The 26,140-nt window shown below is 67.9% G+C and carries 24 protein-coding genes; 9 read left to right on the top strand and 15 right to left on the bottom strand.

Annotated features, from left to right (window positions below; translation table 11 throughout):
* Window positions 1-12 precede the first annotated feature (12 nt).
* The 4 genes from HWX22_RS21510 (at window position 13) to HWX22_RS21495 (ending at window position 4,622) form a co-directional block, all read left to right on the top strand.
* Window positions 13-846, top strand: coding sequence for a M90 family metallopeptidase (locus HWX22_RS21510; RefSeq protein ID WP_059529890.1), 834 nt, complete (start codon window positions 13-15; stop codon window positions 844-846).
* 157 nt (window positions 847-1,003) lie between these two features.
* Complete coding sequence (locus tag HWX22_RS21505) at window positions 1,004-1,267, top strand: type B 50S ribosomal protein L31 (protein ID WP_040144297.1); 264 nt, start codon at window positions 1,004-1,006, stop codon at window positions 1,265-1,267.
* 230 nt (window positions 1,268-1,497) lie between these two features.
* A complete protein-coding gene (locus tag HWX22_RS21500; protein WP_059693257.1) occupies window positions 1,498-3,255 on the top strand; it encodes a hypothetical protein in 1,758 nt (585 codons plus the stop codon).
* Window positions 3,256-3,257: 2 nt separating this feature from the next.
* Window positions 3,258-4,622: an MATE family efflux transporter gene (locus HWX22_RS21495; protein WP_175916358.1), complete on the top strand. Its 1,365-nt coding sequence runs from the start codon at window positions 3,258-3,260 to the stop codon at window positions 4,620-4,622.
* A gap of 15 nt (window positions 4,623-4,637) precedes the next feature.
* Here the strand turns inward: HWX22_RS21495 and lipA are convergent, their stop codons facing one another.
* The 5 genes from lipA to HWX22_RS21470 form a co-directional block, all read right to left on the bottom strand.
* Window positions 4,638-5,603 (bottom strand): lipoyl synthase, encoded by a 966-nt coding sequence (lipA, locus tag HWX22_RS21490; protein WP_175916357.1) that lies wholly within the window; start codon window positions 5,601-5,603, stop codon window positions 4,638-4,640.
* Window positions 5,604-5,605: 2 nt separating this feature from the next.
* Window positions 5,606-6,721 (bottom strand): acetoin dehydrogenase dihydrolipoyllysine-residue acetyltransferase subunit, encoded by a 1,116-nt coding sequence (locus tag HWX22_RS21485; protein ID WP_059817557.1) that lies wholly within the window; start codon window positions 6,719-6,721, stop codon window positions 5,606-5,608.
* A 4-nt stretch (window positions 6,722-6,725) separates the two neighbouring features.
* Window positions 6,726-7,730 carry an alpha-ketoacid dehydrogenase subunit beta gene (locus HWX22_RS21480; protein ID WP_059529875.1) on the bottom strand — a complete coding sequence of 335 codons (1,005 nt, stop codon included), beginning with the start codon at window positions 7,728-7,730 and terminating at the stop codon, window positions 6,726-6,728.
* 68 nt (window positions 7,731-7,798) lie between these two features.
* The gene (locus HWX22_RS21475) at window positions 7,799-8,782 is read right to left on the bottom strand and encodes a thiamine pyrophosphate-dependent dehydrogenase E1 component subunit alpha (protein WP_175908926.1); all 984 of its coding nucleotides are present in this window, start codon (window positions 8,780-8,782) and stop codon (window positions 7,799-7,801) included.
* A 100-nt stretch (window positions 8,783-8,882) separates the two neighbouring features.
* Window positions 8,883-9,941, bottom strand: coding sequence for an NAD(+)/NADH kinase (locus HWX22_RS21470; RefSeq protein WP_175916356.1), 1,059 nt, complete (start codon window positions 9,939-9,941; stop codon window positions 8,883-8,885).
* Between the two features lie 522 nt (window positions 9,942-10,463).
* Between HWX22_RS21470 and HWX22_RS21465 the strand changes: the two genes are divergently transcribed.
* Entirely contained in the window at window positions 10,464-12,380 is a 1,917-nt protein-coding gene (locus HWX22_RS21465; protein ID WP_175916355.1) for a sigma-54-dependent Fis family transcriptional regulator, read from the top strand.
* A gap of 19 nt (window positions 12,381-12,399) precedes the next feature.
* Here the strand turns inward: HWX22_RS21465 and HWX22_RS21460 are convergent, their stop codons facing one another.
* Both HWX22_RS21460 and HWX22_RS21455 read right to left on the bottom strand, forming a co-directional pair.
* Complete coding sequence (locus tag HWX22_RS21460; protein ID WP_175916354.1) at window positions 12,400-12,834, bottom strand: carboxymuconolactone decarboxylase family protein; 435 nt, start codon at window positions 12,832-12,834, stop codon at window positions 12,400-12,402.
* Entirely contained in the window at window positions 12,818-13,279 is a 462-nt protein-coding gene (locus HWX22_RS21455) for a MerR family transcriptional regulator (RefSeq protein WP_175916353.1), read from the bottom strand. The genes HWX22_RS21460 and HWX22_RS21455 overlap by 17 nt, the downstream gene beginning before the upstream one ends.
* 286 nt (window positions 13,280-13,565) lie before the next feature.
* Here HWX22_RS21455 and HWX22_RS21450 point away from each other — a divergent pair, with 286 nt between their 5' ends.
* Both HWX22_RS21450 and HWX22_RS21445 read left to right on the top strand, forming a co-directional pair.
* Complete coding sequence (locus tag HWX22_RS21450) at window positions 13,566-14,162, top strand: helix-hairpin-helix domain-containing protein (protein ID WP_175916352.1); 597 nt, start codon at window positions 13,566-13,568, stop codon at window positions 14,160-14,162.
* A gap of 88 nt (window positions 14,163-14,250) precedes the next feature.
* Window positions 14,251-14,679, top strand: a complete 429-nt coding sequence (locus HWX22_RS21445; protein ID WP_059529856.1) for a YidB family protein — start codon at window positions 14,251-14,253, stop codon at window positions 14,677-14,679.
* A gap of 128 nt (window positions 14,680-14,807) precedes the next feature.
* Here HWX22_RS21445 and clpB read toward each other — a convergent pair whose 3' ends face one another.
* Both clpB and HWX22_RS21435 read right to left on the bottom strand, forming a co-directional pair.
* Window positions 14,808-17,405, bottom strand: a complete 2,598-nt coding sequence (gene clpB, locus HWX22_RS21440) for an ATP-dependent chaperone ClpB (protein WP_059817567.1) — start codon at window positions 17,403-17,405, stop codon at window positions 14,808-14,810.
* 156 nt (window positions 17,406-17,561) lie between these two features.
* Entirely contained in the window at window positions 17,562-18,080 is a 519-nt protein-coding gene (locus HWX22_RS21435; RefSeq protein WP_059529849.1) for an Rrf2 family transcriptional regulator, read from the bottom strand.
* A gap of 265 nt (window positions 18,081-18,345) precedes the next feature.
* Between HWX22_RS21435 and HWX22_RS21430 the strand changes: the two genes are divergently transcribed.
* Entirely contained in the window at window positions 18,346-18,906 is a 561-nt protein-coding gene (locus HWX22_RS21430; RefSeq protein WP_175916351.1) for a group III truncated hemoglobin, read from the top strand.
* A gap of 69 nt (window positions 18,907-18,975) precedes the next feature.
* On the opposite strand, the gene HWX22_RS21425 is transcribed toward HWX22_RS21430, so the two are convergent.
* The 6 genes from HWX22_RS21425 to HWX22_RS21400 form a co-directional block, all read right to left on the bottom strand.
* On the bottom strand, window positions 18,976-19,452 hold the full coding sequence (locus HWX22_RS21425; RefSeq protein WP_059693276.1) for a molybdenum cofactor biosynthesis protein MoaE: 477 nt from the start codon (window positions 19,450-19,452) through the stop codon (window positions 18,976-18,978).
* Between the two features lie 110 nt (window positions 19,453-19,562).
* Window positions 19,563-19,820, bottom strand: a complete 258-nt coding sequence (gene moaD / locus HWX22_RS21420; RefSeq protein ID WP_006758354.1) for a molybdopterin converting factor subunit 1 — start codon at window positions 19,818-19,820, stop codon at window positions 19,563-19,565.
* Window positions 19,821-19,839: 19 nt separating this feature from the next.
* Entirely contained in the window at window positions 19,840-21,087 is a 1,248-nt protein-coding gene (gene glp, locus HWX22_RS21415) for a gephyrin-like molybdotransferase Glp (RefSeq protein ID WP_175908917.1), read from the bottom strand.
* A gap of 267 nt (window positions 21,088-21,354) precedes the next feature.
* Window positions 21,355-22,806, bottom strand: a complete 1,452-nt coding sequence (gene thrC / locus HWX22_RS21410) for a threonine synthase (protein ID WP_175908916.1) — start codon at window positions 22,804-22,806, stop codon at window positions 21,355-21,357.
* A gap of 14 nt (window positions 22,807-22,820) precedes the next feature.
* A complete protein-coding gene (locus tag HWX22_RS21405) occupies window positions 22,821-24,149 on the bottom strand; it encodes a homoserine dehydrogenase (protein WP_059529834.1) in 1,329 nt (442 codons plus the stop codon).
* 52 nt (window positions 24,150-24,201) lie between these two features.
* Window positions 24,202-25,440 carry a pyridoxal phosphate-dependent aminotransferase gene (locus HWX22_RS21400; RefSeq protein ID WP_175908914.1) on the bottom strand — a complete coding sequence of 413 codons (1,239 nt, stop codon included), beginning with the start codon at window positions 25,438-25,440 and terminating at the stop codon, window positions 24,202-24,204.
* Between the two features lie 316 nt (window positions 25,441-25,756).
* Between HWX22_RS21400 and HWX22_RS21395 the strand changes: the two genes are divergently transcribed.
* Window positions 25,757-26,131: an Mth938-like domain-containing protein gene (locus HWX22_RS21395; protein WP_059817584.1), complete on the top strand. Its 375-nt coding sequence runs from the start codon at window positions 25,757-25,759 to the stop codon at window positions 26,129-26,131.
* The last annotated feature ends 9 nt before the right edge of the window (window positions 26,132-26,140 follow it).

The following is a 26,140-nucleotide window of genomic DNA, read 5'->3' as shown; positions in this document are numbered from 1 at the left end:
CGCGCTGCCTCCATGCTCTCGAAACTGACCCGCTGGTTCGACGACCGCCGCCGCGACCGCGCGCTGCGCAGCCATCCGATTCCCGATGCGCTGTGGCAGGACACTGTCGCACGCCTGCCGTTCCTCGACGCGCTGTCGCCCGGCGACCTGGGCCGGCTGCGCGAGCTGACGAGCCTGTTCATCGCGAAGAAATCGTTCTCGACCGCGCATGGACTCGAGCTGACCGACGAGATGATCGTCGCGATCGCCGCGCAGGCGTGCCTGCCCGTGCTGAACCTCGATCTGTCGCTGTACGACGGCTGGGTCGGCGTCGTCGTGTATCCGGGCGAATTCGTCATCCGCAAGACCGTGCAGGACGAGGACGGTGTCGTCCATGAAGTCGAGCAGGATGCGAGCGGCGAAGCGTGGGAAGGCGGCCCGGTGATCCTGTCGTGGGAAGACGCGCAGATGACGGACGGCCGCGACGCGTACAACGTCGTGATCCACGAGTTCGCGCACAAGATCGACATGGTCAACGGAGAAGCCGACGGCTATCCGCCCCTTTTTCGCCGCTGGCACGCGCCGCACCTCGACGCGCAGGCGTGGGCCGACGTGTTCGAGCATGCCTACGACCAGTTCTGCGCGCGCGTCGATGCGGTGCCGGATCGCGCGTGGGCGCGCTTCGAGCGCGACTCGCTGATCGATCCCTATGCGGCCGATCACCCGTCGGAGTTCTTCGCGGTGTGCAGCGAGGCGCTGTTCGTGCGACCGCGCGCGTTCGAGTCCGAATTTCCGGAACTCTACCGGCTGCTCGCCCGCTACTATCGGCAGGATCCGGCCCGGACGGGCGCCCTCGACGCGCGGTGAAAATTATTCGTCAACCGTCTGATTTTCTGGCATAATCGCCGTTTTTCGACCTTAGGCAAGTGGCTCGCGCCGGGCTTGACGTCGGCTGAATCGCGCAAATGCGTGCGGTCCGGCACGGCAAGCGGCGGGTTGGCTACCGCTCTCACCAAGGAACATCATGAAACCTGGCATTCACCCGGACTACCGCGAAGTCGTCTTCCAAGACATGTCGAACGGCTTCAAGTTCATCACGCGCTCGACGATCCAGACGCGTGAAACCATCGAACACGAAGGCAAGACCTACCCGCTCGCCAAGATCGAAGTGTCGTCGGAATCGCACTCGTTCTACACGGGTCAGCAAAAGATCATGGACACGGCAGGCCGTGTCGAGAAGTTCAAGAACAAGTTCGGCGCACGCGCCAGCGGCAAGGTCGCGAAGTAAGCTTCGCACCGATCCGGTGGTTGCAACGCACCGGTACCGCACGAAAGGGCAGCCCAGGCTGCCCTTTTTTGTCTCCGCTCGCCGGGAAAACACCGCACGCAGGCCGGTGCCGGGGCAATCGTCCGACGCGCAACGGCCGGCGCGTCTACAATGCCGGATGCTCGAATCCGGCGCCGTCGGCGGGCGCATGACCGCGCCGGCCGCCCGCCCATAACAAATCGCTCATCTGCATGAAGCCAGTCGTTCGTCTCACCGCCTCCGCCACGCGCGCGCTGCCGCGCTGGCTGCTGCTCACGCTCTGCCTCGTCTACGCGGCGTTCGGCCTGTTCGGCCGCGACCCGTGGAAGAACGAGGACGCGGCGGGTTTCGGCGTGATGTGGACGATGGCCACCGGCGGCTGGCACGACTGGCTGCTGCCGAATCTCGTCGGCAAGTTCATCACGACCGACGGGCCGCTCGGCTACTGGCTCGGCGCGCTGTCGATCCGCGCGCTGGCGCCGTGGGTCGACGCGAGCAACGCGTCGCGCGTCGACACGGGCGTGCTGTTCTGCGTCGCGTGCGCGTTCGTCTGGTACGCCGCCTACCTGCTCGGCCGGCGCGCCGAGGTCCAGCCGTTCAAGTACGCATTCGGCGGCGAGCCGGAGCCGCGCGACTACGGCCGCACGCTCGCCGACGGCGCGCTGCTGGTCCTCGTCGCGTGCTTCGGACTCGCGGAGCGCGGCCACGAAACGACGCCGCAGCTCGCGCAGTTCGCGTGGATCGCGATGTTCGTGTACGGCATCGTGCGCGGCATCGACAAGCCGATGCAGGGTGCGCTGTGGTGGGGCATCGCGATCGGCCTCGTCGCACTGTCCGGCAACCCGGTGCTCGTCGTCGCGCTGCTCGCCGGCACCGCCGCGCTGTGGCTCGTCACGCCGGAAATGCGTAACCTGCGCCTGCCGCTGATCGGCCTGCCGCTCGCGGCTGCGATCTTCGCGCTATGGCCGCTCGCTGCGTTCCACGCGGCACCCGACGACGCCGCGTGGTTCTTCAACCAGTGGATCCATGGCAGCCTGATGCGCTTCTCGGGCCCGCCGACCGCGGTGCTCGCCTACGCGGCGAAGAACCTGCCGCTGTTCACGTGGCCCGCGTGGCCGCTCGCGATCTGGGCCTGGTGGAGCTGGGCCGGCATGCGTCGCCGCGCGCATATCGCGATTCCGCTGTCGGTCGTGGTGCCGCTCGTCGCGCTCGTGATCCTGCAGAGCCAGCAGTCGAACCGCATGTACATGCTGCTGCTGCCGCCGCTCGCGGTGCTCGCCACCTTCGCGCTGCCGACGCTCAAGCGCGGCGCGATCAACGCATTCGACTGGTTCGCGGTGCTGAGCTTCACGATTCTCGGCACCTTCGTGTGGCTCGTATGGCTCGCTTCGCTCACCGGCTTCCCGCACCCGCTCGCGCGCAACCTCGCGCGCCTCGTGCCGGGCTACGAACCGCACTTCAAGATCCTGTCGTTCATCTGCGCGGTGATCGTCACCGTGTGCTGGTGCCTGCTGGCGCGCTGGCGCATCTCGCGCCAGCCGAAGGTGCTGTGGCGCAGCGTCGTGCTGTCGGGCGCGGGCACCACGCTGATGTGGGTGCTGCTGATGACGCTGTGGCTGCCGATCGTCAACTACGGCCGGACCTACAGCGACGTCGCGCAGCAGATCGCGTCGCATCTGCCGAAAGACTATGAATGCATCTCGCCCGTGCGGCTCGGCGATGCGCAGATCGCGACCTTCGCATACTTCGGCGACATGCACTTCGAGTTCTCGGGCGACTGCGACGTGATCCTGCGCCAGGATCGCGCGGACTTCGGCGAGCCGAGCGCGATGTCGCAATACGTGTGGCGTCTCGTGTGGGAAGGCCGCCGCGTCGCCGACCGCGACGAACGCTTCCGCCTGTACGAGCGCATCGAGCGACCGACCGCGCCTGTCAAGCGCCGCGGCGCGCGCCACCGGACGGTCGATTGACGATGTTCGCCGACATCCGCCGGATCGTCGGTCTCGCATGGCCGGTGCTCGTCGGCCAGCTCGCGATCATCGCGTTCGGCGTGATCGACACGGCAATGGTCGGCCGCTATTCGGCCATCGACCTGGCCGCACTCGGGCTCGGTTCGTCGATCTACGTGTCGGTCTACATCGGGATGACGGGCATCCTGTCCGCGCTGCAGCCGATCACCGGGCAACTGTACGGTGCGCGGCGCTACGCGGAAATCGGCGAGGAAGTCCGCCAGGCGCTGTGGCTCGCGCTGATGCTCGCGGTGCCGGGCTTCCTGCTGCTGCATTTTCCCGAACCACTGCTGCACATCGCCCACGCGCCGCCCGCGCTGCACGACCGCACGGTCGATTACCTGCGGATCCTGTCGTACGGCCTGCCGGCGAGCCTCGTGTTCCGGATCTACAACGCGCTGACCAACGCAGCCGGCAAGCCGCGCCTCGCGATGATCCTGCAGGTCGGCGCGCTGCTGCTCAAGTTTCCGCTCAACGTGTGGTTCATCTTCGGCGGCCTCGGCGTGCCGGCCCTCGGCGGCCCCGGCTGCGGGCTCGCCAGCACGCTGATCAACTGGGCGCTCGCGCTGATCGGCTTCACGCTGCTCGCGAAGCTCGACGTGTTCTCGCCGCTTTCGATCTTCTCGCGCTTTTGCTGGCCCGTCTGGGCACGCCAGAAGGCGATCCTGAAGCTCGGCGTGCCGATGGGCCTGTCGTACCTGATCGAGGTCACGTCGTACACGTGCATGGCGCTCTTCATCGCGCAATTCGGCACGACGACGCTCGCCGGCCACCAGATCGCCGGCAACATCGGCGCGGTGCTGTACATGACGCCGCTGTCGATCGGCGTCGCGGCGTCGACGCTGGTGGCGCGCGCACTCGGCGCCGGCCGCCCCGACGAGGCGCGCCTGCTCGGCCGGCACAGCGTGATGCTCGCGTGCGGAATCGCGGCCGCGTACGGCGTGCTCGTGTTCACGCTGCGTCCGCTGATTGTCGGCGGCTACACACCGAACCCGGCCGTGGCCGCCGCCGCGCTGCCGCTGGTCGCGATCGTCACCTGCTACCACTTCTTCGACGCGCTGCAGATCACGTCCGCCTTCGTGCTGCGCGCGTACAAGGTCGCGGTCGTGCCGACCGTGATCTATGCGGTCGCGCTGTGGGGCGTCGGGCTCGGCGGCGGCTACGTGCTCGGCTTCGACGTCGGCGGCATCGCACCGGCCTGGCTGACCGGCGCGCGCGGCTTCTGGTTCGCGAACACGATCAGCCTGATGCTCGCGAGCGCAGGCCTCGCGCTCTACCTGCGCCACGTCAGCCGCGCGCAACCGGCCGTCAGCGCATACAGCGCATGACGCACGGCGCGCGGCCTACGCGTCCTCCAGCACGTCGGCCGCGTGGTACGAGGACCGCACGAGCGGGCCTGCGACGACTTCCCTGAAACCGAGCGCCAACCCCTCGTCGCGCCACGCGGCGAACGCATCGGGGCTCACGTAGCGGCGCACCGGCAGATGATGCGCGGACGGCGCGAGATACTGGCCGAGCGTCAGCACGTCGACCTCGTGCGCGCGCAGGTCGCGCAGTGTGTCCCGCACCTCGTCGTCGCGCTCGCCGAGCCCGAGCATCAAGCCCGATTTCGTCACGAGCGTCGGCCGTGCGGCCTTCGCCTGCGCGAGCAGGTCGAGCGAACCGCGATAATCGGCGCCCGGCCGCGCCGCCCGATACAGCGACGGCACCGTTTCGATGTTGTGATTGAACACGTCCGGCCACGCCGACGACAACGCATCGAGCGCCCGCGCGACGCGGCCACGGAAGTCGGGCGTCAGCACCTCGACGCCGATGCCCGGCACGCTCGCGCGCACCGCCTCGATGCAGGCCGAAAAATGCGCGGCGCCGCCGTCGCGCAAGTCGTCGCGATCGACCGACGTGATCACGACGTAGCGCAGCCCGAGCGCCGCGACCGCGTCGGCGAGCCGCGCGGGCTCGTCGGGATCCAGCGGCTCGGGGCGGCCGTGCGCGACGTCGCAGAACGGGCAGCGCCGCGTGCACAGCCCGCCCATGATCATGAACGTCGCGGTGCGCTGCGCGAAGCATTCGCCGATGTTCGGGCACATCGCCTCTTCGCAGACGGAATGCAGCCGGTGATCGCGCAGCACGGCCGCCATGTCGGCGACCGCCCCGCTCATCATCGGCCGCGCCCGCAGCCACGGCGGCTTCGGCAGCGCCGCGCCGGCCGCGGGTTCGACGCGCACCGGGATGCGCGCGAGCTTGTCGCGGCTCCTCGCGCCCGGCTGGCCGAGCGCGGTGAGGCTGGGTCGTTCGAGCGCGGCGGCCATCGTCAGTCTCCGAGAAACGCGACGATCAGGCGGTTCACGTCGGCAGCCGCCTCCATCTGCACCATGTGACCGCTGCCGGCGATCACCTCGGCCCGCACGCCGTCCGGCAAGCCCTGCGCATGCTGCGCCGGAATCACCTGGTCGCGCTCGCCCCAGATCACGAGCGTGCGCGGCGCGAGCGCCCCGACGCGGTCGCGGAACACGCGCCGCTGGGACGCGCCGTCGAACGCGGCGTTCGCAATCTTCTCCAGCGCGGCCTGCACGCCTTCGAGCCGCTTGTACTTGACGAGATCCTCGACCAGTTGCCGCGTGACGAGCGCGTTGTCGGCGAACAACGCACCGAGGTGCGGCTTCAGCGTATTGCGGCTGTTGCCGGCGACGAAGCCGTCGATGTAGCCGCGGTTGATATCGACGCCGAGCCCGGCGCTCGCGATCAGCGTCAGCGAGGCAACGCGTTGCGGCGCGCGCTCCGCCGCCGCCATCGCGACCGCGCCGCCCATCGAATGCCCGATCAGGTGCGCACGCTCGATGTGCTGCGCATCGAGCAGCGCGAGCACCGCGTCGGCCAGTTCGTCGAGACTGCCGGTGTCGACCGCCTTGCCCGACTCGCCGTGCCCGGGCAGGTCGAGCGCCCATACGGGCCGATGCGCGGCGAGCTCCGCGTGGTTGAACAGCCAGTTGTTCAGGTCGCCGCCGAAGCCGTGGATCAGCACCGCTGGCGTGCCCGAACCGTCGCCGAGCTTCAGGAACCGGACCGTGCGTCCACCGATCTGCGCCTTCTCGGGTTGCGGGCCGGCCGCGTCGTCGGCGGCCGCGGTCGGCACGAAGTCGCGCTGGAATTCGGCGATCGCCGCGTCGATGTCGGCATCGCTTGCCTCGGCTGCAGCCACCACGCCGAGCAGCGCACCGACCGGCAGCGTCTCGCCTTCCTGCGCGACCTGACGGCGCAGCGTGCCGTCGAACGCGCATTCGACACCCGACGAGATCTTGTCGGTCTCGACGTCGAGCACTTCGTCGCCCTTCGTCACGCGTTCGCCGATCGCCTTCAGCCAGCCGTTGACCTGCCCCTGCTCCATCGACAGCCCCCACTTGGGCATCGTGATCATGTGAATCGACATCGTGTCAGCTCCTCGTCTTGAGTACCGCCTGCGCGATCGCGTCGGCGGACGGGATGTAAAGGTCTTCCAGCACGCCGGCGAACGGCGCGGGCGTGTGCGGTGCGGTCACGAGCTCGATCGGTGCCTTGAGCGATCGGAACGCGCGCCGTGCGACGAGCGCGGCGATGTCGGTCGCGATCGAGCAGCGCGGGTTCGCTTCATCGACCACCACCACGCGCCCGGTGCGCTCCGCGCTTTCGAGGATCGTTTCCTCGTCGAGCGGCGACGTCGTGCGCAGGTCGATCACGTCGACCTGGATGCCGTCCTTCGCGAGCTTCGCGGCCGCGTCGGTCGCGAGATGCACCATGCGTCCGTATGTGACGATCGTCGCGTCGTCGCCGTCGCGCACGACGTTCGCCTCGCCGAACGGAATCGCATAGGATTCCTCAGGCACATCGCCTTCGCGGGTGTAAAGCAGCTTGTGTTCGAGGAAGATCACGGGATCGTTGTCGCGGATCGACTGGATCAGCAGCCCCTTCGCGTCGTAAGGCGTCGACGGGCACACGACCTTCAGCCCCGGAATGTGCGTAAACAGCGACGTGAGCATCTGCGAATGCTGCGCGGCCGCGCGCAGGCCGGCGCCGTACATCGCCCGGATCACGACCGGCGTCACGGCCTTGCCGCCGAACATGTAGCGGAATTTCGCGGCCTGGTTGAAGATCTGGTCGAAGCACACGCCCATGAAATCGATGAACATCAGCTCCGCGACGGGCCGCATCCCGCACGCGGCCGCGCCGACCGCCGCGCCGATGTAGCCGCCTTCCGAGAGCGGCGTATCGAGCACGCGGCCCGGAAACTTGTGGAACAGCCCCTTCGTCACGCCGAGCACGCCGCCCCATGCGTCGTCCTCGCCCGGCGCGCCCGCGCCGCCCGCGTTGTCCTCGCCCATCACGATCACGCTGTCGTCGCGCGCCATTTCCTGCGCGAGCGCCTCGTTGATCGCCTGCGAATAAGTGATCTTCCTTGCCATGTCCGTCTCCTGGAATATTGGGTTCGCCGTGCCGGCTTCGGGCCGGCGGCCGCTGTGTCACATCGCGCTCACGGGTACGACACGTACACGTCGGTCAGCAGGTCGGCCGCGTCGGGCAGCGGCGCGGCCTTCGCCTGCGCGACCGCGTCGTCGATCAGCGCCTTCACCTGCGCATCGACCGCGCGCAGCTCGTCGGTCGTCAGCGCCTCGGCACGCACGACGCGCGCTTCGAAATGCTTCAGGCAGTCCTTCTCGTCGCGCAGCTTCTGCACTTCGCCCGGCGCGCGATAGGTCTGCGCATCGCCTTCGAAGTGACCGAAATAGCGCGTGAACTTCACTTCGACGAGCGTCGGGCCGCCACCGCTGCGTGCGCGCGCGACGGCTTCGCCGAGCGCCTCGTGCACCGCGAAGAAATCGAAACCGTCGACGATCACGCCCGGCATCCCGAAGCCGTTCGCGCGATCGGCGATGTTGTCGGTCGCGACCGACCAGCTCGACGACGTCGCTTCCGCATAACCGTTGTTTTCGGCCACGAAGATCGCCGGCAGCCGCCACACCGACGCGAGGTTCATCGATTCGAAGATCACGCCCTGGTTCGACGCGCCGTCGCCGAAGAAGCACACGCCGACGCCGCCCGTCTTCTTGTGTTTGGCCGCAAGCGCCGCGCCGCACACGAGCGGGCCGCCCGCACCGACGATCCCGTTCGCGCCGAGCATCCCCATCGACAGGTCAGCGATGTGCATCGAGCCGCCCTTGCCGTGGCAGACGCCCGTCTTCTTGCCGTAGATCTCGGCCATCATCCCGTGCACGTCGACGCCTTTCGCGATGCAGTGGCCGTGCCCGCGGTGCGTGGTGGCGACATAGTCTTCAAGTCCGAGATGCAGCATCGTGCCGACCGCGGAGGCCTCCTCGCCCGCGTACAGGTGAACGAAGCCGGGGATTTCGCCGGTCGCGAACTCAACGTGCAGGCGTTCCTCGAATTCGCGGATCGTGCGCATCAGCCGGTAGGCGTCCAGCAGCGTGTCCCTGCTGAGCTGTGTCGAAACGGTCATGTGTGTCTCCTGGGTAGGTCTGACTGCGAATGCCGCCGCGGCAACGCCCCGGCGACGGATTGCACGACGGCCCGGCCGTCGGTGAAACGTGAAGCCATCGTCAGTCGCGCCACGCGCCGGCATCGCGCAACAACTGCCGTGACGACGCGTAACGCAGCGTGCGGCCGACATCGACCGTCAACGGTCCGCGCCAGTCGAGCGCGATCTCGTAGCGGTCGCCGCGCGCGACCTCGATCTCGCGCTCGCCATCGAACGCGAGCGTGCCGTGCTCGAACGGGATCGTCTGCCACGCACCCGGCTCGAGCCGCTCGCAACTGCGCATCACGACGCGATCGACGCGCCCGGGTGCGATCGGCGCGACGAGCGGCGTGCCGTCGGTCTTGCCGTCGACCGCGAAACGCATCGCGAGCCCGTGCGGCGCGCCGCGCTCGAGTGGCGCCCACGCGCCGCCGAGCGCGGACAGGCCGATGCCGTCCGGCTCCGCGAAAGTCAGATAGAGCGTGTCGATGTCGTCGGGCCCCGAGATCGCGCGCGCGCCGATGAAGCGCTGGCGGGCCGCGCACACGTCGACGAGCGCGATCTCCTCGCGCCCCGCGTTCGCGCCCGCCGCGCAGCGCACGACGAGCCGCTTGTTGCGCGCGAACGCGACCTCGGCCGGCACGGCGCCGGTCGCGGCGAGTCCTGCCGCGACGCCCGCGACGGTCGCCTCGCGATGTTCGGGAAACGCGTTGTTGGTGCCGGTGGACAGCGCGACGAGCGGTGTCGCGCCGCAATGCGCGGCGACCGCGCGATGGGTGCCGTCGCCGCCGAGCACGACGATCAGCGCGACTTCCATCCGGTGCATGTATGCGGCGCCGGCGTGCGTGTCGGCGACGGTATCGGAGATCGGCAGATCGACGAATTCGACGTCCGGCCAGCGCTCGCGCGGCGCGACCGCGCGATGCGTGTCGAGCGCACGCATCAGCAACGTCGCGATGCCCGTCTTGTCGCGCAAGGTCAGCACGCGCTCGACGCCCATCGCGCCGAGGCCGGCGAGCAGGCGCACGACCATGTTGGCCTTTTCCGCCGTCGGGAACACGGATGCATGCGTCGTCAGGCGGCGAATGTCGCGCCCCGATGCGGGGTTCGCGATCACGCCGACGGTCACGGGCGTCGTCACGGGCTTGTCTCCATCCAGTGGACCGGCGCTCGCGCCGGCCCTGCATGTGTCGTCCGCCGTCATCGAGGGCAGCGGATCGTCGTCGCCGACGCGACCGCGCCGAGCTTGCCCGTGACATCTGCAAGCGGCGTGCCACCGTGCGTGAAACAACCGCGGAACCCGCTTGCAGACTGGCGCGGCGGCTATGCGGGCCATCGCCATTTGCGGCCGCGACGGCCCGACGCCCCGCGAAAACGTGCGTGCGTCTCACGCGGTCGATCTCCCGGTGCGCCGGTTTCAGCAACGTCATCCGGGTTGCGTTCTGCCCGGCAAGCCACGCGCATCGCGGCGCGGCGCGCAACGCCATGCTCCGGGCCGCCGTCGCACGTGGCACGCCCGCGCGTCTCAACCGCGCGAGACCGGCTGAGATACCGTTGAGACGAACGTCTCACGCCGCGCGCGTGCTGCGATGCAATGTGATCCGCGCAGACGGATGTGCTACAAGAACATCGAATTCCCCGCCGTACGGAACCGGAGCCGACCATGCCCTATGCCGTCCCCCAGGCCCAGCACGCCGACCGTGTGCTCGGCGCGCTCGCCGGACGCCTGCCCGCGCCGGCCGATTCCGCGCGTCTCGTGTCGTCGTGGCAGCGCTCGCTCGAGCGCTACGCGCTCGACCCCGCGTCGTCGATCGGCCCGCGCGTGCTGACCGCGGCCGAGCTGCGCGAGGTCCGCGACAAGGAGGAAGCCTTCCTGCGCGCATCGGGCCAGTGCCTGACGCGCCTGCACGACATGATTCGCGTCGCCGATTACTGCGTGATGCTGACCGACGCGCACGGCGTGACGATCGACTACCGGATCGACCGCGAACGCCGCAACGACTTCCGTCATGCGGGGCTGCACATCGGCTCGTGCTGGTCGGAAAGCGAGGAAGGCACCTGCGGGGTCGCGAGCGTGCTGACCGATCTCGCGCCGATCACCGTGCACAAGACCGACCACTTCCGCGCGGCGTTCACCACGCTCACCTGCAGCGCGGCCCCGATCTTCGCGCCGGGCGGCGAACTGATCGGCGTGCTCGACGCGTCGGCCGTCCAGTCGCCCGACGGCCGCGACAGCCAGCGTCTCGTGTACCAGCTCGTGCGGCAGAGCGCGGCGCTGATCGAGGACGGCTATTTCGTGCACAGCACCGCGCAGCACTGGATATTGTTCGGGCATCCGAATCGTCACTATGTCGAGGCGCAGCCCGAATGGCTGATCGCGTTCGACGAATGCGGCAACATCGTCGCCGCGAATCGGCAGGCGCGCGACGCGCTGCCGGCGCTGCGCGAACCGCGCCATATCGACGAGATCTTCGATGCGACCGAAATGCCGCTGCGCGACGCCGCGCGGCTCGACGCGATCGTCGCGCTGCGGCTGCGCGCGACCGGCGCTCCGCTCTATGCGCGGCTGCGCGCGCCGCTCCGGCGCACCGGCCGCGAAACCGGCACGGCGTCGCGCCGCCCCGGCACCGCGCAGCGCCACGTCGGCGCGCTGACGCCGTTCCTGCACAGCAGCGACGCGCGCGTCGCTCAACAGGCCGAACTCGCGCTGCGTGTCGCGAGCAAGCGGCTGCCGATTCTCGTGCTGGGCGAAACCGGTGCAGGAAAAGAAGTATTCGCCCGCGCGATCCACGATGCCGGTGCGCGACGCGCACGGCCGTTCGTCGCGGTCAACTGCGGCGCGCTGCCCGAGGCGCTGATCGAAAGCGAGCTGTTCGGCTATGCGGCCGGCGCGTTCACCGGTGCGCGCAAGCACGGCGCGCGCGGCAAGATCGCGCTCGCGGACGGCGGCACGCTATTCCTCGACGAAATCGGCGACATGCCGCTCACGCTGCAGACCCGCCTGCTGCGCGTGCTCGCCGACGGCGAGGTCGTGCCGCTCGGCAGCGATACGCCGGTGCGCGTCGATCTCGACGTGATCTGCGCGACGCACCGCGATCTCGCGCGCATGGTGGCCGACGGCACGTTCCGCGAGGATCTGTATTACCGGCTGAGCGGCGCGACGTTCGAACTGCCGCCGCTGCGCGAGCGCGCGGACGTGCGCGACGTGATCGCCGCGGTATTCGCCGAGGAAGCGCAGGCGACCGGCCACGTGCTCACGCTCGACGCGTCGCTCGCCGAGCAACTCGCCTCGTACCCGTGGCCCGGCAACGTGCGGCAGCTGCGCAACGTGCTGCGCTATGCGTGCGCGGTATGCGACGCCGCACGCGTGACGCGGCGCGACCTGCCGGCCGATCTCGCCGCGCAGCTCGGCGCCGGTCCGGCCGGCGCGCTGCCGGACGACGAACGCGGCCGCATCGTCGCGGCGCTCACCGCGCATCGCTGGCGGCCGGACGCGGCCGCGCAGGCGCTCGGCATCTCGCGCGCGACGCTCTACCGGCGGATCGCGAAACACCGGATCGTCGCGCCGCACCGCCTCTGATGCACCGGCACGCGTCGCATCACGCGGCGTGCACGACCGCTTCGGCCGTGCCGCCGTCCCGGCCAGCCGCTTCATCGCGCCGCGTGAACACCTCGTGCGCCGCGAACAACGCGTTGAGCGCAGCAGGAAACCCCGCGTAGACGGCCATCTGAATGAACACCTCGACGATCTCGTCGCGCGTGCAGCCGACGTTCAACGCGGCCTCGATATGCACCTTCAACTGCGGCTGCGCGTTGCCGAGCGCGGCCAGCGCCGCGATCGTCGCGATTTCGCGCGACTTCAGGTCGAGCTGCGGCCGGCTGTAGACGTCGCCGAACGGAAATTCGATCACCATCCGGCCGAAATCCGGCGCGATCGACGCAAGCGAGGCGATCACGCGCTCGCCCGCTTCACCGTCGATTTCCTTCAGCTTGTCCCAGCCCCGCGCATAGCGATCGTCAACGCGTTGTTCCATGGTGTCCGTCCTGTTCCGAGTGTGAATGAGTAGGATTCGCCCGTCGTTCCGTCTCGCATTCCTGTGCCTCGTAGTACGCGATCTTCTCGCCGATCGCATCAAGGCTCGCCTGCAGTTCCGCGATATGCGCGCGCACCGCGTCGCGATGCTCGGCCAGCAAGCGCCGCCGTGCACCGAACGTCGACTCGCCTTGCGCACGCAGCGCCGCGAACTGCTGCATCTGCGCGATCGGCATGCCGGTCGCCTTCAGGCGCATCACGAAGGCAAGCCAGTCAAGGTCGGCCGGCGCATAGAGCCGATGCCCGGCCGCCGTGCGCGAAATCGCACGCAGCAGGCCGGCCTGCTCGTAATACCGCAGCGTATGCGTCGACACGCCGGTCAGTTCGGCGACTTGCCCGATCGTCAGCGGACCGGCGGCGGAAGGTCTGGATACGGTTTTCGACATGGCAGGATCAAGGTTAGGAGTTAGAGTTCACTCTAAGTCAAGCGTTATCGATCAGCCAAGTACAACGATCTGAAATCACCGCCGCTGACACCGTAAAGAATGGTCAAAACCACCGCACGGCGCGGCTTTCTGTCTTTACAGCGACGCAAGCCTTCAGCAAGATTCGGTCAGCCTGTCTCAAAAAGGGCACGCATTTGTCCTATGCTTAACGGCGACGCCCGGCGAAGCCTCGCCCCGCCGTCCGTTGCAACAGCCATTCATCCGTCAGAACCAGGGAGCCTTTGCCATGCTGAAAAAGCTGCTGATGCTGTTCGTCGCGCTATCGCTGTCGCTTGCCGCCGGTCTCGCCGCGGCCGTCGAAGTCAACACGGCCGACCAGGCCGCGCTCGAATCGGTGAAGGGCCTCGGGCCCGTGAAGTCGAAGGCGATCATCGACGAACGCACCAAGAACGGCCCGTTCAAGGACGCAGACGATCTCGCGAACCGCGTGAAGGGTCTCGGCACGAAGTCGGTCGGGCATCTCGAGGAAAACGGCCTGACGATCGGCGGCTCGTCGACGCCGCCGAAGGGCGTGAAGCTGTCGAAGCCGGCCGCGACGACGTCCGCAACCCCGTCGGCCACGACGTCGGCAGGCACGGCGCCGACGACCGCAGCGCCGGCGCCGGCGCCGACCCCGGCCGCCAGCGCGCCGGAAGCGGCGTCGAAGCCGGCCAAGAGCAAGCGTGCGTCGAAGAAGGAAAAGGCGGCCGCGGCCGCGGCGGCATCCGCCGACGCGGGAGCGAGCGCGCCGGCCGCAGCGTCGTCGACCAAGGCGACGAAGGGTTCGAAGAAGAAGAGCAAGAAGGACAAGGCAGCCTCCGCCGCCGCGGCGTCGGGCGCCTGATGTGCGCCGCGCGTGCGATCGCGTGCGCGCGGCATTCGATCAACGGGCGCCGTCGTTGCGGCGCCCTTTTCAGTGAAGGTGAAGAACCATGGGTCTCCTCGACATCGTTGGCGGTCTGATCGGCGGCCAGGCCGGCGGCAACTCGCAAAGCGCGCTCATCACGACCGCACTCGAATTCATCAACAACCAGCCGGGCGGCCTGAACGGCCTGATCGAGAAGTTCAAGGCCGGCGGCGCCGGCGACATCATCGGCTCGTGGGTCGGCAACGGCGAAAACCAGCCGATCTCGGCCGACACGCTGCAGAACGTGCTCGGTTCCGACGTCGTCGGCTCGCTGGCGAGCAAGGTCGGCATCGATCCGTCCCAGGCATCGTCGATCCTCGCGCAGGTGCTGCCGCACGTCGTCAACGGCGCGACGCCGAACGGCGAAGTGCCGGCCGGCGGCCAGGTCGATACGTCGAACGTGCTCGGCACGCTCACGCAGCTCGCCGGCATGTTCGGCGGCAAGCAGGCCTGAGCCCGCACCGCGCCAGCTGACGGCCTCGACGGCGGTTTCGGCCGCCCCATATGCAAACACCCCGCCTGAGCGGGGTGTTTGTTTTTGTGCGCCCGGCGCGAACCGGGCGTGCGGCCGATCACCGGCGATCAGTGCACGACGCGGTCGAACACGAACTTGCCGTCGCTGACGTCGACCGGGATCACGTCCTTCGGACCGAAGCGGCCCGCGAGGATCAGCTTCGCGACCGGGTTCTCGATCTCCTGCTGGATCGCGCGCTTCAGCGGCCGCGCGCCGAACAGCGGATCGTAGCCGACCTTCCCGATCTGTTCGAGCGCCGCCGGCGACACGTCGAGCGCCATGTCGAGCTTCGCGAGCCGGTCGTGCAGGCGCGCGAGCTGGATCTTCGCGATCGATTCGATGTTGCTGCGATCGAGCGCGTGGAACACGACGACATCGTCGATCCGGTTCAGGAACTCGGGGCGGAAGTGCTGCTTCACTTCGAGCCACACGGCGTCCTTGATCTCTTCCTGCGGTGCTCCCGTCATTGCCTGGATCACCTGCGAGCCGAGGTTCGACGTCATCACGATCACCGTGTTCTTGAAGTCGACCGTACGCCCCTGCCCGTCGGTCATGCGGCCGTCGTCGAGCACCTGCAGCAGCACGTTGAACACGTCCGGGTGCGCCTTCTCGATCTCGTCGAGCAGGATCACGCTGTACGGCTTGCGGCGCACGGCTTCCGTCAGGTAGCCGCCTTCCTCGTAGCCGACATAGCCCGGCGGCGCGCCGATCAGCCGCGCGACGCTGTGCTTCTCCATGAACTCGCTCATGTCGATGCGGATCAGATGCTCTTCCGAATCGAACAGGAACGCCGCCAGCGCCTTGCACAGCTCGGTCTTGCCGACACCCGTCGGGCCGAGGAACAGGAACGAGCCGTACGGGCGGTTCGGATCGGCGAGACCGGCGCGCGAACGACGGATCGCATCCGCGACCGCGCCGATCGCCTCGTGCTGGCCGACCACGCGTTCGTGCAGCTTTTCCTCGATGTGCAGCAGCTTCTCGCGTTCGCCCTGCATCATCCGCGACACTGGAATCCCGGTTGCGCGCGACACGACTTCCGCGATTTCTTCCGCGCCGACCTGCGTGCGCAGCAGACGCGGACGCGTCGGGTTGTGCTGCTCCTGCTCTTCGGCCTGCGTGACCTGCTTCAGTTGCGACTCGAGTTGCGGCAGCTTGCCGTACTGCAGCTCGGCGACCTTCTCCAGCTTGCCTTCACGCTGCAGACGCGTGATGTCGGCCCGCACCTTCTCGATCTCTTCCTTGAGCTGCGCGCTGCCCTGCACCGCGGCCTTCTCGGCGGTCCAGATCTCTTCCAGGTCCGCATATTCGCGGCCGAGACGATCGATCTCTTCCTCGATCAGTTGCAGACGCTTCTGCGACGCCTCGTCCTGCTCCTTCTTCACGGCCTCGCGCTCGATCTTCAGCTGGATCAGACGGCGATCGAGCTTGTCCATCTCTTCGGGCTTCGAATCGATTTCCATCTTGATCTTCGACGCAGCCTCGTCGATCAGGTCGATCGCCTTGTCCGGCAGGAAACGATCGGTGATGTAGCGGTGCGACAGCTCGGCCGCGGCGACGATCGCCGGGTCGGTGATGTCGACGCCGTGGTGCAGTTCGTACTTCTCCTGCAGCCCGCGCAGGATCGCGATCGTCGCCTCGACGCTCGGCTCGTCGACGAGCACCTTCTGGAAGCGGCGCTCGAGCGCGGCGTCCTTCTCGATGTACTTGCGATATTCGTCGAGCGTGGTCGCGCCGATGCAGTGCAGCTCGCCGCGCGACAGCGCCGGCTTCAGCATGTTGCCCGCGTCCATCGCGCCTTCGGCCTTGCCGGCACCGACCATCGTATGGATCTCGTCGATGAACACGATCGTCTGGCCTTCGTCCTTGGCGATGTCGTTGAGCACGGCCTTCAAGCGCTCCTCGAACTCGCCGCGATACTTCGCGCCGGCGAGCAGCGCGGCCATGTCGAGCGACAGCACGCGCTTGCCCTTCAGCGTCTCGGGCACTTCACCGTTGACGATACGCTGCGCGAGCCCTTCGACGATCGCGGTCTTGCCGACGCCCGGCTCGCCGATCAGCACCGGGTTGTTCTTGGTCCGGCGCTGCAGGATCTGGATCGAACGGCGGATTTCGTCGTCACGGCCGATCACCGGATCGAGCTTGCCGGCGCGGGCGCGCTCGGTCAGGTCGACCGTGTATTTCTTCAGCGCCTCGCGCTGGCTTTCCGCGTCCTGGCTGTGCACCTGCGAGCCGCCGCGCACCGCGGCGATCGCGGCTTCGAGCGCCTTGCGCGTGAGGCCATGCTGACGAGCGAGCTTGCCGGCGTCGCCCTTGTCGTCGGACACGGCGAGCAGGAACATCTCGCTCGCGATGAACGTGTCGTTGAGCTTCTGCGCTTCCTTGTCGGCCTGGTTCAGCAGCCCGGCCAACTCGCGGCCGATCTGGATGTCGCCGCCCGTGCCCGTGACCTGCGGCAGGCGCGAAATCGCTTCGTTCAGCGCGCCTTGCAGCGCCTGCACGTGAACGCCCGCGCGCGACATCAGCGAGCGGGCGGAGCCGTCCTGCTGCGCGACCAGCGCCGCCAGCACGTGAACGGGTTCGATGTATTGATTGTCGCGGCCTGCCGCGAGGCTTTGGGCGTCCGCGAGTGCTTCCTGGAACTTGGTGGTGAGCTTGTCGATTCTCATTTGGCGAGACCTCCAATTTTCGATTAACACCAAGATGTGGATGGTTATACGGGTTTCAAGCGAAATTCGGGTTGATTCAGCGCAAAAATCGCCGGCTGGCGATGCAGCGGCCTGCGGGCCGGCCGCCGCACGGATGGCGGCGATGGCGCCGGCGCGTCAGCCGACCTTCGACGGCGAGGCGGCGGATGCCGGCGCGTCATCCCCGGACGGCTCGGCACGCACCAGCGCGATCGGACGAATGCCCAGCAGCGCCATGAGCGGCGACGCGGGCACGGTCAGTTCGCCGAGCGTGTGACGGTCGAGTTCGGCGAAGAATGCGTCGCGCGCGGCCGCCAGCACGCCCTTCAGGCGGCACTGCGGCTCGATCACGCAGCCGCGCGATTCGTCGCCGTCGGGCGCAAAGCAGCCGACCAGCGCGAAATCGTTCTCGGTCGCACGCACCACCTGGCCGACCGTCAGCTTCAGCGAATCGGGAAACAGCCGCAGCCCGCCGTTGCGGCCGCGGACGGTATCGACCCAGCCGAGCTCGCCGAGCTGCTGCACAACTTTCATCAGATGGTTCTTCGAGATGCCGTAGGCGTCCGAGATCTCCTGGATCGTCGCGAGCCCCTCGCCGCGCACGGCCAGGTAGAGCATGACGCGCAGCGAATAGTCGGTGTAGTCGGTGAGTCTCATGAGCGAATACGGAAAATGATCGATCGCGCCCCGATCAAGCGGGCCAGATCAATCGAAACGCGCGTCGGGACGGTTCTCGAGGTCCGCTTGACGGCGCCGGGTTGCCGGGACGGCCGGCGCGCAATAAGATGCATGGCACCTACGCATTTTTCAGGCATCGGTGGACGCTATTTTGCGTGAAAATTCTGTCGGCGTCCTGCGCGTTGCCCACGCTGCCGTTCCGCCGACACGACGCCGACGCCCTGATTTCCCGGCCCTTTTTGCCATGACCGCTCTGCCCGCCTCGCCCGAAACCACCCCGGCCCGCCCTCGCGACGCCGAACCGACCGAAGACAACATCCGTGACCTCGTGTACGCGTTCTACGACCGCGTGCGCGCCGATCCGCTGCTCGGCCCCGTGTTCGACGCGAAGCTGAACGGCCGCTGGGACGACCATCTGCCGAAGATGGTGAGCTTCTGGTCGAGCCTCGTGCTCGGCACCAAGGGCTATCGCGGCAACGTGCAGCAGGCGCACCAGCCTCTCGACGGGATCGAGCCCGCGCATTTCAGCCGCTGGCTGTCGCTGTTCCTGAAGACCGTCGAGGGGCGCTACACGCCGCCCGCGGCCATCCGCTTCATGGAGCCCGCGCTGCGCATCGCGCAGAGTCTGCAGTTGAGCCGCTTCGGCTGGGATTATCAGATTCCGCCCGAGCAGCAGGCGCTGCTCGACGCGATCGCGCCACGTCGTCGGGACACGGGCGACGATCCGCATGCGCTGCCGTCACGCGCCCGCGGCGAGCCGTTTCCGACGAAGATCATCGGGCGCGGAACCGATCCGGGCGCTTGACACGACGATTCGCAGCGCCGGAGCGCTTGAGTGCCTGCGGCACGTCGCCGCACGACACGAACGCCGCGCTCAACGCGGCGTGTTGCCCGATTCGACGCCCCAGCGCGCGAGCGCCGCATCGTCGGTGCTGCGGGCGTCGACCCAGCGCTCGCCGTCCGGCGTCGTTTCCTTCTTCCAGAACGGCGCCTCGGTCTTCAGGTAGTCCATCACGAACTCGCACGACGCGAACGCATCGCCGCGATGCGATGCGACCGTCGCGACCATCACGATCTGGTCGAGCGGTAGCAGCCGGCCGACGCGATGCACGATCGCGACGTCGATCCCGGGCCAGCGCCGGGCGGCCTCGGCGGCGATCTTCTCGAGCGCCTTCTCGGTCATCCCCGGATAGTGCTCGAGTTCCATCGCGGCGACCGAATCGCCTTCGTTCAGGTCGCGCACGGTGCCGACGAAGCAGGCGACCGCGCCGATCTTCGGGTTGCGCGCGCGCAGCGCCGCCACCTCGGCGTTCAGGTCGAAATCGTTAGTCTGTACTCGTACCGTAGCCATCGTCTGCCTCTGTCGACCAGAGTTAGCGCTTTAGCGCTTTACTCTGGTCCCATGCTTCGCGGTCGACCAGAGTTAGCGCTTCAGCGCTTTACTCTGGTCCCACGCAAAGCTCAACCGCCCGTCACGGGCGGAAAAAATGCGACCTCGCAACCATCGGTGAGCCGCGTATCGGGGTCGGTCATCTCGTGATTGCATGCCATGCGCAACGCGCGCCCTTCGGCGAGCGTCTCGGCCCACGCGCCGCCGCGCAGGCGCAGCCATGCGCGCACGTCGCCAACGGTCGTCACGCCGTCCGGCACGTCAGCCTGTTCGTCGGACACGCCCAGCGCCTCGCGCACGCTTGCAAAGAATTTCAGTTGAATCTTCATGGGTCAGGAAGCCGTCGCGTTACGACAGCAGTTCGGAAAACGGAATGAAACGCACGGTCTCGCCCGCGCTGATCGCGTGCTGCGGCGGATTGTCGATCAGGCCGTCGCCCCAGACCGTCGACGTCAGCACCGCCGAGCTCTGGTTCGGGAACAGGTCGAGGCCGCCGGCCGCGTTGACGCGCGCGCGCAGGAATTCGTTGCGCCGATCGCCCTTGCTTTGCGAGAAGTCCGCGCGCAGCGACAGCGCACGCGGCGCGACGTCGCGCACGCCGGACAGGCGCAGCAGGAACGGCCGCACGAACAGCAGGAACGTGACGAAGCTCGACACGGGATTGCCCGGCAGCCCGATGAAATGCGCGTCGGGACGCGCGTCGCCGCGGCGCACCGCGCCGAACGCGAGCGGCTTGCCCGGCTTCATCGCGATCTGCCACAGCGCGAGCCGCCCCTCGGCCTCGACGGCCGGCTTCACGTGATCCTCGTCGCCGACCGATACGCCGCCGCTCGTCAGGATCACGTCGTGATCGCGCGCGGCCTCGCGCAGCGTGTCGCGGGTCGCGGCGAGCGAGTCGGGCACGATCCCGAAGTCGGTCACATGGCAGCCGAGCCGCTCAAGCAGCCCGCGCAGCGTGAAGCGGTTCGAATTGTAGATCGCGCCGGGTTTCAGCGGCTCGCCCGGCATCGTCAGTTCGTCGCCGGTGAAGAACACCGCGACGCGAATCCGCCGCGCGACCGACAGCTGCGCGCAGCCGACCGACGCGGCCAGCCCGAGCGCCTGCGGCGTGAGCCGCGTCCCGGCCGGCAGGATCACCGAGCCCTGGCGGATGTCCGCGCCCTGCGCGGTGATCCATTCACCGGCCTTCGGCGTGTGGAGGATTTCGACCGCATCGCCGTCGGCCGACGTCTGCTCCTGCATCACGACGGCGTCGGCGCCGGGCGGCACCGTCGCGCCGGTGAAGATCCGCGCGGCCGTGCCCGCCGCGAGCGGCGCGGCCGGGTGGCCGGCCGGGATCCGCTGCGACACCGGCAGGCGCCGCTCGCCGTGCAGCAGGTCAGCGACGCGCACCGCATAGCCGTCCATCGCGCTCGTATGCATCGGCGGCACGTCGAGCGGCGAGCTCACGTCGGCCGCCAGCACACGGCCGAGACCGTCGAGCGTGGCGACGGTTTCGGCGCCGTGCAGCGGCTTCGCGGCTTCGAGCAGCGCGGAGAGCGCTTCGGCGGTCGACAGCATCGGCGCGCGCGGCGCCGCGGGATTCGGGTTCGACATCGATGGAATCGGGGATCGTTGGAATCAATACGTCATTGTAGCGACGCCATCGCGCCCACGCGCGATATGCCGGACATGCGGCAACTGTGATCGGCGCGATCGCGCTGCACTGGCACTTGTTTCGCGCGCCATCCGGCAACGCGCCCGCGCGCGGCCGCCACCAAGCGAAACGGCCGGAACCCCGATCCGTGCGACGAATCGGCATTCCGGCCGTCCTGAGTCGCGGAGCTTGCGACCCCGCGGCCCGGCGCTGCTCCGGGTGCTACGTTATGCGCCCGTATGCGCGGCGATGAAGTCCTTCACCTGCTGCGCATCGGCCTTCACGACCTCGAAACGCTGCGGCAGCGCCTCGAGCCCGTCGAATGCGGCCGGCCGCTCGGCCTCACGATCGAGCGCCTCGCGGATCGTCTCGCCGAACTTGATCGGCTGGGCCGTCTCGAGCACGATCATCGGCACGCCCGCGTCGAGGTGCTCGCGCGCGACCTTCACGCCGTCGGCCGTGTGCGTATCGATCATCGTGTCGTAGCGCGAGAACACGTCGCGGATCGTCGCGATGCGGTCCGTGTGGCTGCTGCGACCCGACACGAAGCCGAACTCGGCGACGCGCGCGAAGTCGCCGCTCGCCGCGAGATCGAAACCGCCCTTCTCCTCGACGTCGCGGAACAGCTGCATCACGCGTGCCGGATCGCGGCCGAGCAGGTCGAACACGAAGCGCTCGAAGTTCGACGCCTTCGAGATGTCCATGCTCGGGCTGCTCGTGTGATACGTGTTTTCCGCGCTGCGCACGCGATATGCGCCGGTGCGGAAGAACTCGTCGAGCACGTCGTTCTCGTTGGTCGCGACCACGAGCTTCGCGATCGGCAGGCCCATCATCCGCGCGATGTGACCCGCACAGACGTTGCCGAAGTTGCCCGAGGGCACCGTGAACGACACGCGCTCGTCGTTGGACGTCGTCGCCGCGAAATAGCCCTTGAAGTAGTACACGACCTGCGCGACGACACGCGCCCAGTTGATCGAGTTGACGGTGCCGATCTTCTGCTGCGCCTTGAACGCGTGATCGTTCGACACGGCCTTCACGATGTCCTGGCAGTCGTCGAACACGCCTTCGACCGCGAGGTTGAAGATGTTCGGATCCTGCAGGCTGAACATCTGGGCGGTCTGGAACGCGCTCATCTTCTTGTGCGGCGACAGCATGAACACGCGCACGCCGGCCTTGCCGCGCATCGCGTATTCGGCCGCGCTGCCCGTGTCGCCCGACGTCGCGCCGAGGATGTTCAGCGCTTCGCCGTGCTTCGCGAGCGTGTACTCGAACAGGTTGCCGAGCAGCTGCATCGCCATGTCCTTGAACGCGAGCGTCGGGCCGTTCGACAGTTCGAGCAGCGAGATCGGCGCGCCGTTCTCGCTGCCGAGCGTCTTCAGCGGCGTGATGTCGGACGCGTTCTCGCCGTGGCGCGTGTTGCTGTACACGGCGGCCGTATACGTGCGGCGCGTGATCGCGCGCAAGTCGTCGGCCGGCACGTCGTCGCAGAACTTCGACAGGATCTCGAACGCGAGATCCGCGTACGGCAGCGTGCGCCAGCGGGCCAGTTCGTCGGCCGACACCTTCGGGTACTCGGCCGGCAGGTACAGCCCGCCGTCCTTCGCGAGACCGCCGAGCAGGATGTCGGAGAACGTGTGGCGCTCGCCGATGCCGGCGCCGCGCGTGGAGATGTAGTTCATGTCGTTCCTGGTCCTCAGTTCAGCGCTTCCATGCGCAGCTTCGTCACCTTCGAGACCACCGTCGCGAGGCCTTCGATCTGCGCGATCGCCGCGTTCACGTGCTTCTCCAGCGTCTCGTGCGTGATCAGGATGATGTCGGTTTCGCCGTTCGCGTCGTCGACCTGCTCCGATTCCTTCTGCAGCAGCGCGTCGATCGAAATGCCCGTCGCGGCGAGGATGCGCGTGATGTCCGCGAGCACGCCCGTCTGGTCGGCCACGCGCAGGCGCAGGTAGTAGCCGCTCGTCACTTCCTCGATCGGCAGGATCGGCGTGTTCGACAGGCTGTCCGGCTGGAACGCGAGATGCGGGACGCGATGCTCGGGGTCGGCCGTGTGCAGGCGCGTGACGTCGACGAGATCCGCGACGACCGCCGACGCGGTCGGTTCCGCGCCCGCGCCCTTGCCGTAATACAGCGTCGTGCCGACCGCGTCGCCGTGCACGACGACCGCGTTCATCGCACCCTCGACGTTCGCGAGCAGGCGCTTCTCGGGAATCAGCGTCGGATGCACGCGCAGCTCGATGCCGTTTTCGGCGCGGCGGGTGATGCCGAGCAGCTTGATCCGGTAGCCGAGCTCTTCCGCGTAGCGGATGTCGGTCGCGTCGAGCTTGCTGATGCCTTCGACGTACGCGCGGTCGAACTGGACCGGCACGCCGAACGCGATCGCGCTCATGATGGTCGCCTTATGCGCGGCGTCGACGCCTTCGATGTCGAAGGTCGGATCGGCTTCCGCGTAACCGAGCTCCTGCGCGGCCTTCAGCGCGGTTGCGAAGTCGAGGCCGCGATCGCGCATTTCCGACAGGATGTAGTTCGTCGTGCCGTTGATGATGCCGGCGATGTACTGGATGCGGTTCGCGGTCAGGCCTTCGCGCAGCGCCTTGATGATCGGAATGCCGCCGGCGACGGCCGCCTCGAACGCGACCATCACGCCCTTTTCGCGCGCGGCCTCGAAGATCTCGGTGCCATGCACCGCGAGCAGCGCCTTGTTCGCCGTCACGACGTGCTTGCCGTTCGCGATCGCGCGCAGCACGAGCTCGCGCGCGATGCCCGTGCCGCCGATCATCTCGGCAATGATCGAAATCGACGGATCGTCGACGACCGCATTGAAATCGTCGGTGATCTGCGCGGCGCCGGCGTTACCGCCGAGCGCGGCCTGCGCCTTGGCCGGGTTGCGCACCGCGATGCGCGCGACCTCGATGCCGCGCCCCGCGCGTCGCTTGATTTCTTCCTGGTTGCGGTGCAGCACCGTGAAGGTGCCGCTGCCGACGGTGCCGAAGCCCAACAGGCCAACTTTGATCGGTTCCATGCTGCGTGTGATCGATGAGTAAGAGTGAATGAATGCCGGGGACCTTGTCCGCTCAGACCGAATGGCGCTTGCGGTAGCCGTCGAGGAAACGCGCGATCCGGTTGATCGAATCGGTCAGGTCGTCGAGGTTCGGCAGGAAGACCACGCGGAAGTGATCCGGCGCCGCCCAGTTGAAGCCCGTCCCCTGCACGAGCAGCACGCGTTCCTCGAGCAACAGGTCGAGGATGAACTGCTGGTCGTTCTGGATCGGATAAAGCTTCGGATCGAGACGCGGGAACATGTACAGCGCGGCCTGCGGCTTCACGCAGGTCACGCCCGGAATCGACGTGAGCATGTCGTACGCCAGCTCGCGCTGCTTGTACAGGCGCCCGCTCGGCACGATCAGCTCCTTGATGCTCTGGTAGCCGCCGAGCGCGGTCTGGATAGCGAACTGCCCGGGCACGTTCGCGCACAGGCGCATCGACGACAGGATCCCGAGCCCTTCCAGATAATCCTTCGCGCGCCGGCGGTTGTCACCGCCGAGGCCCGACACGGCCATCCAGCCCGCGCGATAGCCGCACGAGCGATAGCTCTTCGACAGGCTGTTGAACGTGACGGTGATCACGTCTTCCGACAGCGAGCCCAGCGCCGTGTGCTCGAGCCCGTCGTAGACGATCTTGTCGTAGACCTCGTCGGCGAACACGATCAGCCCGTGCTGGCGCGCGATCTCGAGCAGATCGCGCAGCAATTCGTCGGAATAAAGCGCGCCGGTCGGGTTGTTCGGGTTGATCACGACGATCGCCTTGGTGTTCGGCGTGATCTTGCGGCGGATGTCGTCGAGGTCGGGCATCCACGCGTTCTGCTCGTCGCACACGTAATGCACGGGCGTGCCGCCCGACAGGCTCACGGCGGCCGTCCACAGCGGGTAGTCGGGCGCCGGCAGCAGCACTTCGTCGCCGTCGTTCAGGAGCGCCTGGGTCGCCATCACGATCAGTTCGGACGCGCCGTTGCCGATGTAGATGTCGTCGAGACCGACGCCGACGACACCCTTTTGCTGCGTGTAGTGCATCACGGCCTTGCGGGCCGAGAACACGCCCTTCGAATCCGAATAGCCGGACGACGCCGGCAGGTTGCGGATCATGTCCTGGATGATTTCGTCCGGCGCGTCGAAACCGAACGGCGCGAGGTTGCCGATGTTCAGCTTGATGATGCGGTGGCCTTCTTCCTCGAGGCGCTTCGCGTGCTCGAGCACCGGGCCACGGATGTCGTAGCAGACGTTGAGCAGCTTGTTCGACTTCTGAATCGGTTTCACGACGACACGGTTCCTGGGTTGGCCTTGCGGCCGGGGGACGGGATCAAAACTGGAGAGCGGCCGGTCTGTGCGCGCTGTCTAGACTGGGGAAAATGCGGGCGGTCGGACGCGGCTTGTGGCGACGCACGATGCAAGTGGCGCCCGGGGGCGACCAAAAAGTTATAATTTAGCGGATTTTGGCCGACTTTCGCAATGCACCATGGCCGCTCCGGGCCCGCGCCGTCAGGCGTCCCGCGCGCGGCGGTCGCGAAACCGGCCGCCCGGGCCCGTGCGGCCCTTGCCAGACACTCCCTCCACGGAACCGCGGAATACCGATTTGAAACTGCACCAGGACGCGAGCGGCGCGCTCAACACCGTCACCGGCTACGGCCCCGATTATGTCGACGTCAACCTCCAACGCCACGAAGGAAGCGTCATCGTGCTGCCCGGCGCACCGGTGCGGGACTGGCCCGTGTCGTCGTTCGACGCGCTCGCGCCCGAGCATTTCGCGATGCTGCTCGACCCGGCGCCCGAGCTCGTGATCTTCGGCAGCGGCGCGCGGCTGCGCTTCCCGCACCCGCGCCTCGTGGCCGCGCTCACGGCCAAGCGGATCGGCGTCGAGACGATGGATTTCCAGGCCGCCTGCCGCACCTACAACATCCTGATGGCCGAGGGCCGCAAGGTCGCCGCCGCGCTCTTAATTGAACGTTAATCACTGTTG

It is taken from the genome of Burkholderia sp. BCC1638, from assembly GCF_902833195.1.
Classification (GTDB): Bacteria; Pseudomonadota; Gammaproteobacteria; order Burkholderiales; family Burkholderiaceae; genus Burkholderia; species Burkholderia diffusa.
Note: the sequence above shows the minus strand (reverse complement) of the source record. Positions and strands in the feature narration are given on the sequence as shown.

What these genes read in the sequence shown, in the direction of transcription:
- moaD (WP_006758354.1), bottom strand. Translation starts at nt 19,820, where the DNA reads ATGAAGATTCAACTGAAATTCTTTGCAAGCGTGCGCGAGGCGCTGGGC.
- HWX22_RS21485 (WP_059817557.1), bottom strand. Translation starts at nt 6,721, where the DNA reads ATGTCGATTCACATGATCACGATGCCCAAGTGGGGGCTGTCGATGGAG.
- clpB (WP_059817567.1), bottom strand. Translation starts at nt 17,405, where the DNA reads ATGAGAATCGACAAGCTCACCACCAAGTTCCAGGAAGCACTCGCGGAC.
- glp (WP_175908917.1), bottom strand. Translation starts at nt 21,087, where the DNA reads ATGTCGAACCCGAATCCCGCGGCGCCGCGCGCGCCGATGCTGTCGACC.
- HWX22_RS21510 (WP_059529890.1), top strand. Translation starts at nt 13, where the DNA reads ATGCTCTCGAAACTGACCCGCTGGTTCGACGACCGCCGCCGCGACCGC.
- HWX22_RS21405 (WP_059529834.1), bottom strand. Translation starts at nt 24,149, where the DNA reads ATGGAACCGATCAAAGTTGGCCTGTTGGGCTTCGGCACCGTCGGCAGC.
- HWX22_RS21430 (WP_175916351.1), top strand. Translation starts at nt 18,346, where the DNA reads ATGACCGCTCTGCCCGCCTCGCCCGAAACCACCCCGGCCCGCCCTCGC.
- HWX22_RS21465 (WP_175916355.1), top strand. Translation starts at nt 10,464, where the DNA reads ATGCCCTATGCCGTCCCCCAGGCCCAGCACGCCGACCGTGTGCTCGGC.
- HWX22_RS21425 (WP_059693276.1), bottom strand. Translation starts at nt 19,452, where the DNA reads ATGGCTACGGTACGAGTACAGACTAACGATTTCGACCTGAACGCCGAG.
- lipA (WP_175916357.1), bottom strand. Translation starts at nt 5,603, where the DNA reads ATGGCCGCCGCGCTCGAACGACCCAGCCTCACCGCGCTCGGCCAGCCG.
- HWX22_RS21460 (WP_175916354.1), bottom strand. Translation starts at nt 12,834, where the DNA reads ATGGAACAACGCGTTGACGATCGCTATGCGCGGGGCTGGGACAAGCTG.
- HWX22_RS21505 (WP_040144297.1), top strand. Translation starts at nt 1,004, where the DNA reads ATGAAACCTGGCATTCACCCGGACTACCGCGAAGTCGTCTTCCAAGAC.
- HWX22_RS21475 (WP_175908926.1), bottom strand. Translation starts at nt 8,782, where the DNA reads ATGACCGTTTCGACACAGCTCAGCAGGGACACGCTGCTGGACGCCTAC.
- HWX22_RS21435 (WP_059529849.1), bottom strand. Translation starts at nt 18,080, where the DNA reads ATGAGACTCACCGACTACACCGACTATTCGCTGCGCGTCATGCTCTAC.
- HWX22_RS21445 (WP_059529856.1), top strand. Translation starts at nt 14,251, where the DNA reads ATGGGTCTCCTCGACATCGTTGGCGGTCTGATCGGCGGCCAGGCCGGC.
- thrC (WP_175908916.1), bottom strand. Translation starts at nt 22,806, where the DNA reads ATGAACTACATCTCCACGCGCGGCGCCGGCATCGGCGAGCGCCACACG.
- HWX22_RS21480 (WP_059529875.1), bottom strand. Translation starts at nt 7,730, where the DNA reads ATGGCAAGGAAGATCACTTATTCGCAGGCGATCAACGAGGCGCTCGCG.
- HWX22_RS21455 (WP_175916353.1), bottom strand. Translation starts at nt 13,279, where the DNA reads ATGTCGAAAACCGTATCCAGACCTTCCGCCGCCGGTCCGCTGACGATC.
- HWX22_RS21495 (WP_175916358.1), top strand. Translation starts at nt 3,258, where the DNA reads ATGTTCGCCGACATCCGCCGGATCGTCGGTCTCGCATGGCCGGTGCTC.
- HWX22_RS21500 (WP_059693257.1), top strand. Translation starts at nt 1,498, where the DNA reads ATGAAGCCAGTCGTTCGTCTCACCGCCTCCGCCACGCGCGCGCTGCCG.
- HWX22_RS21450 (WP_175916352.1), top strand. Translation starts at nt 13,566, where the DNA reads ATGCTGAAAAAGCTGCTGATGCTGTTCGTCGCGCTATCGCTGTCGCTT.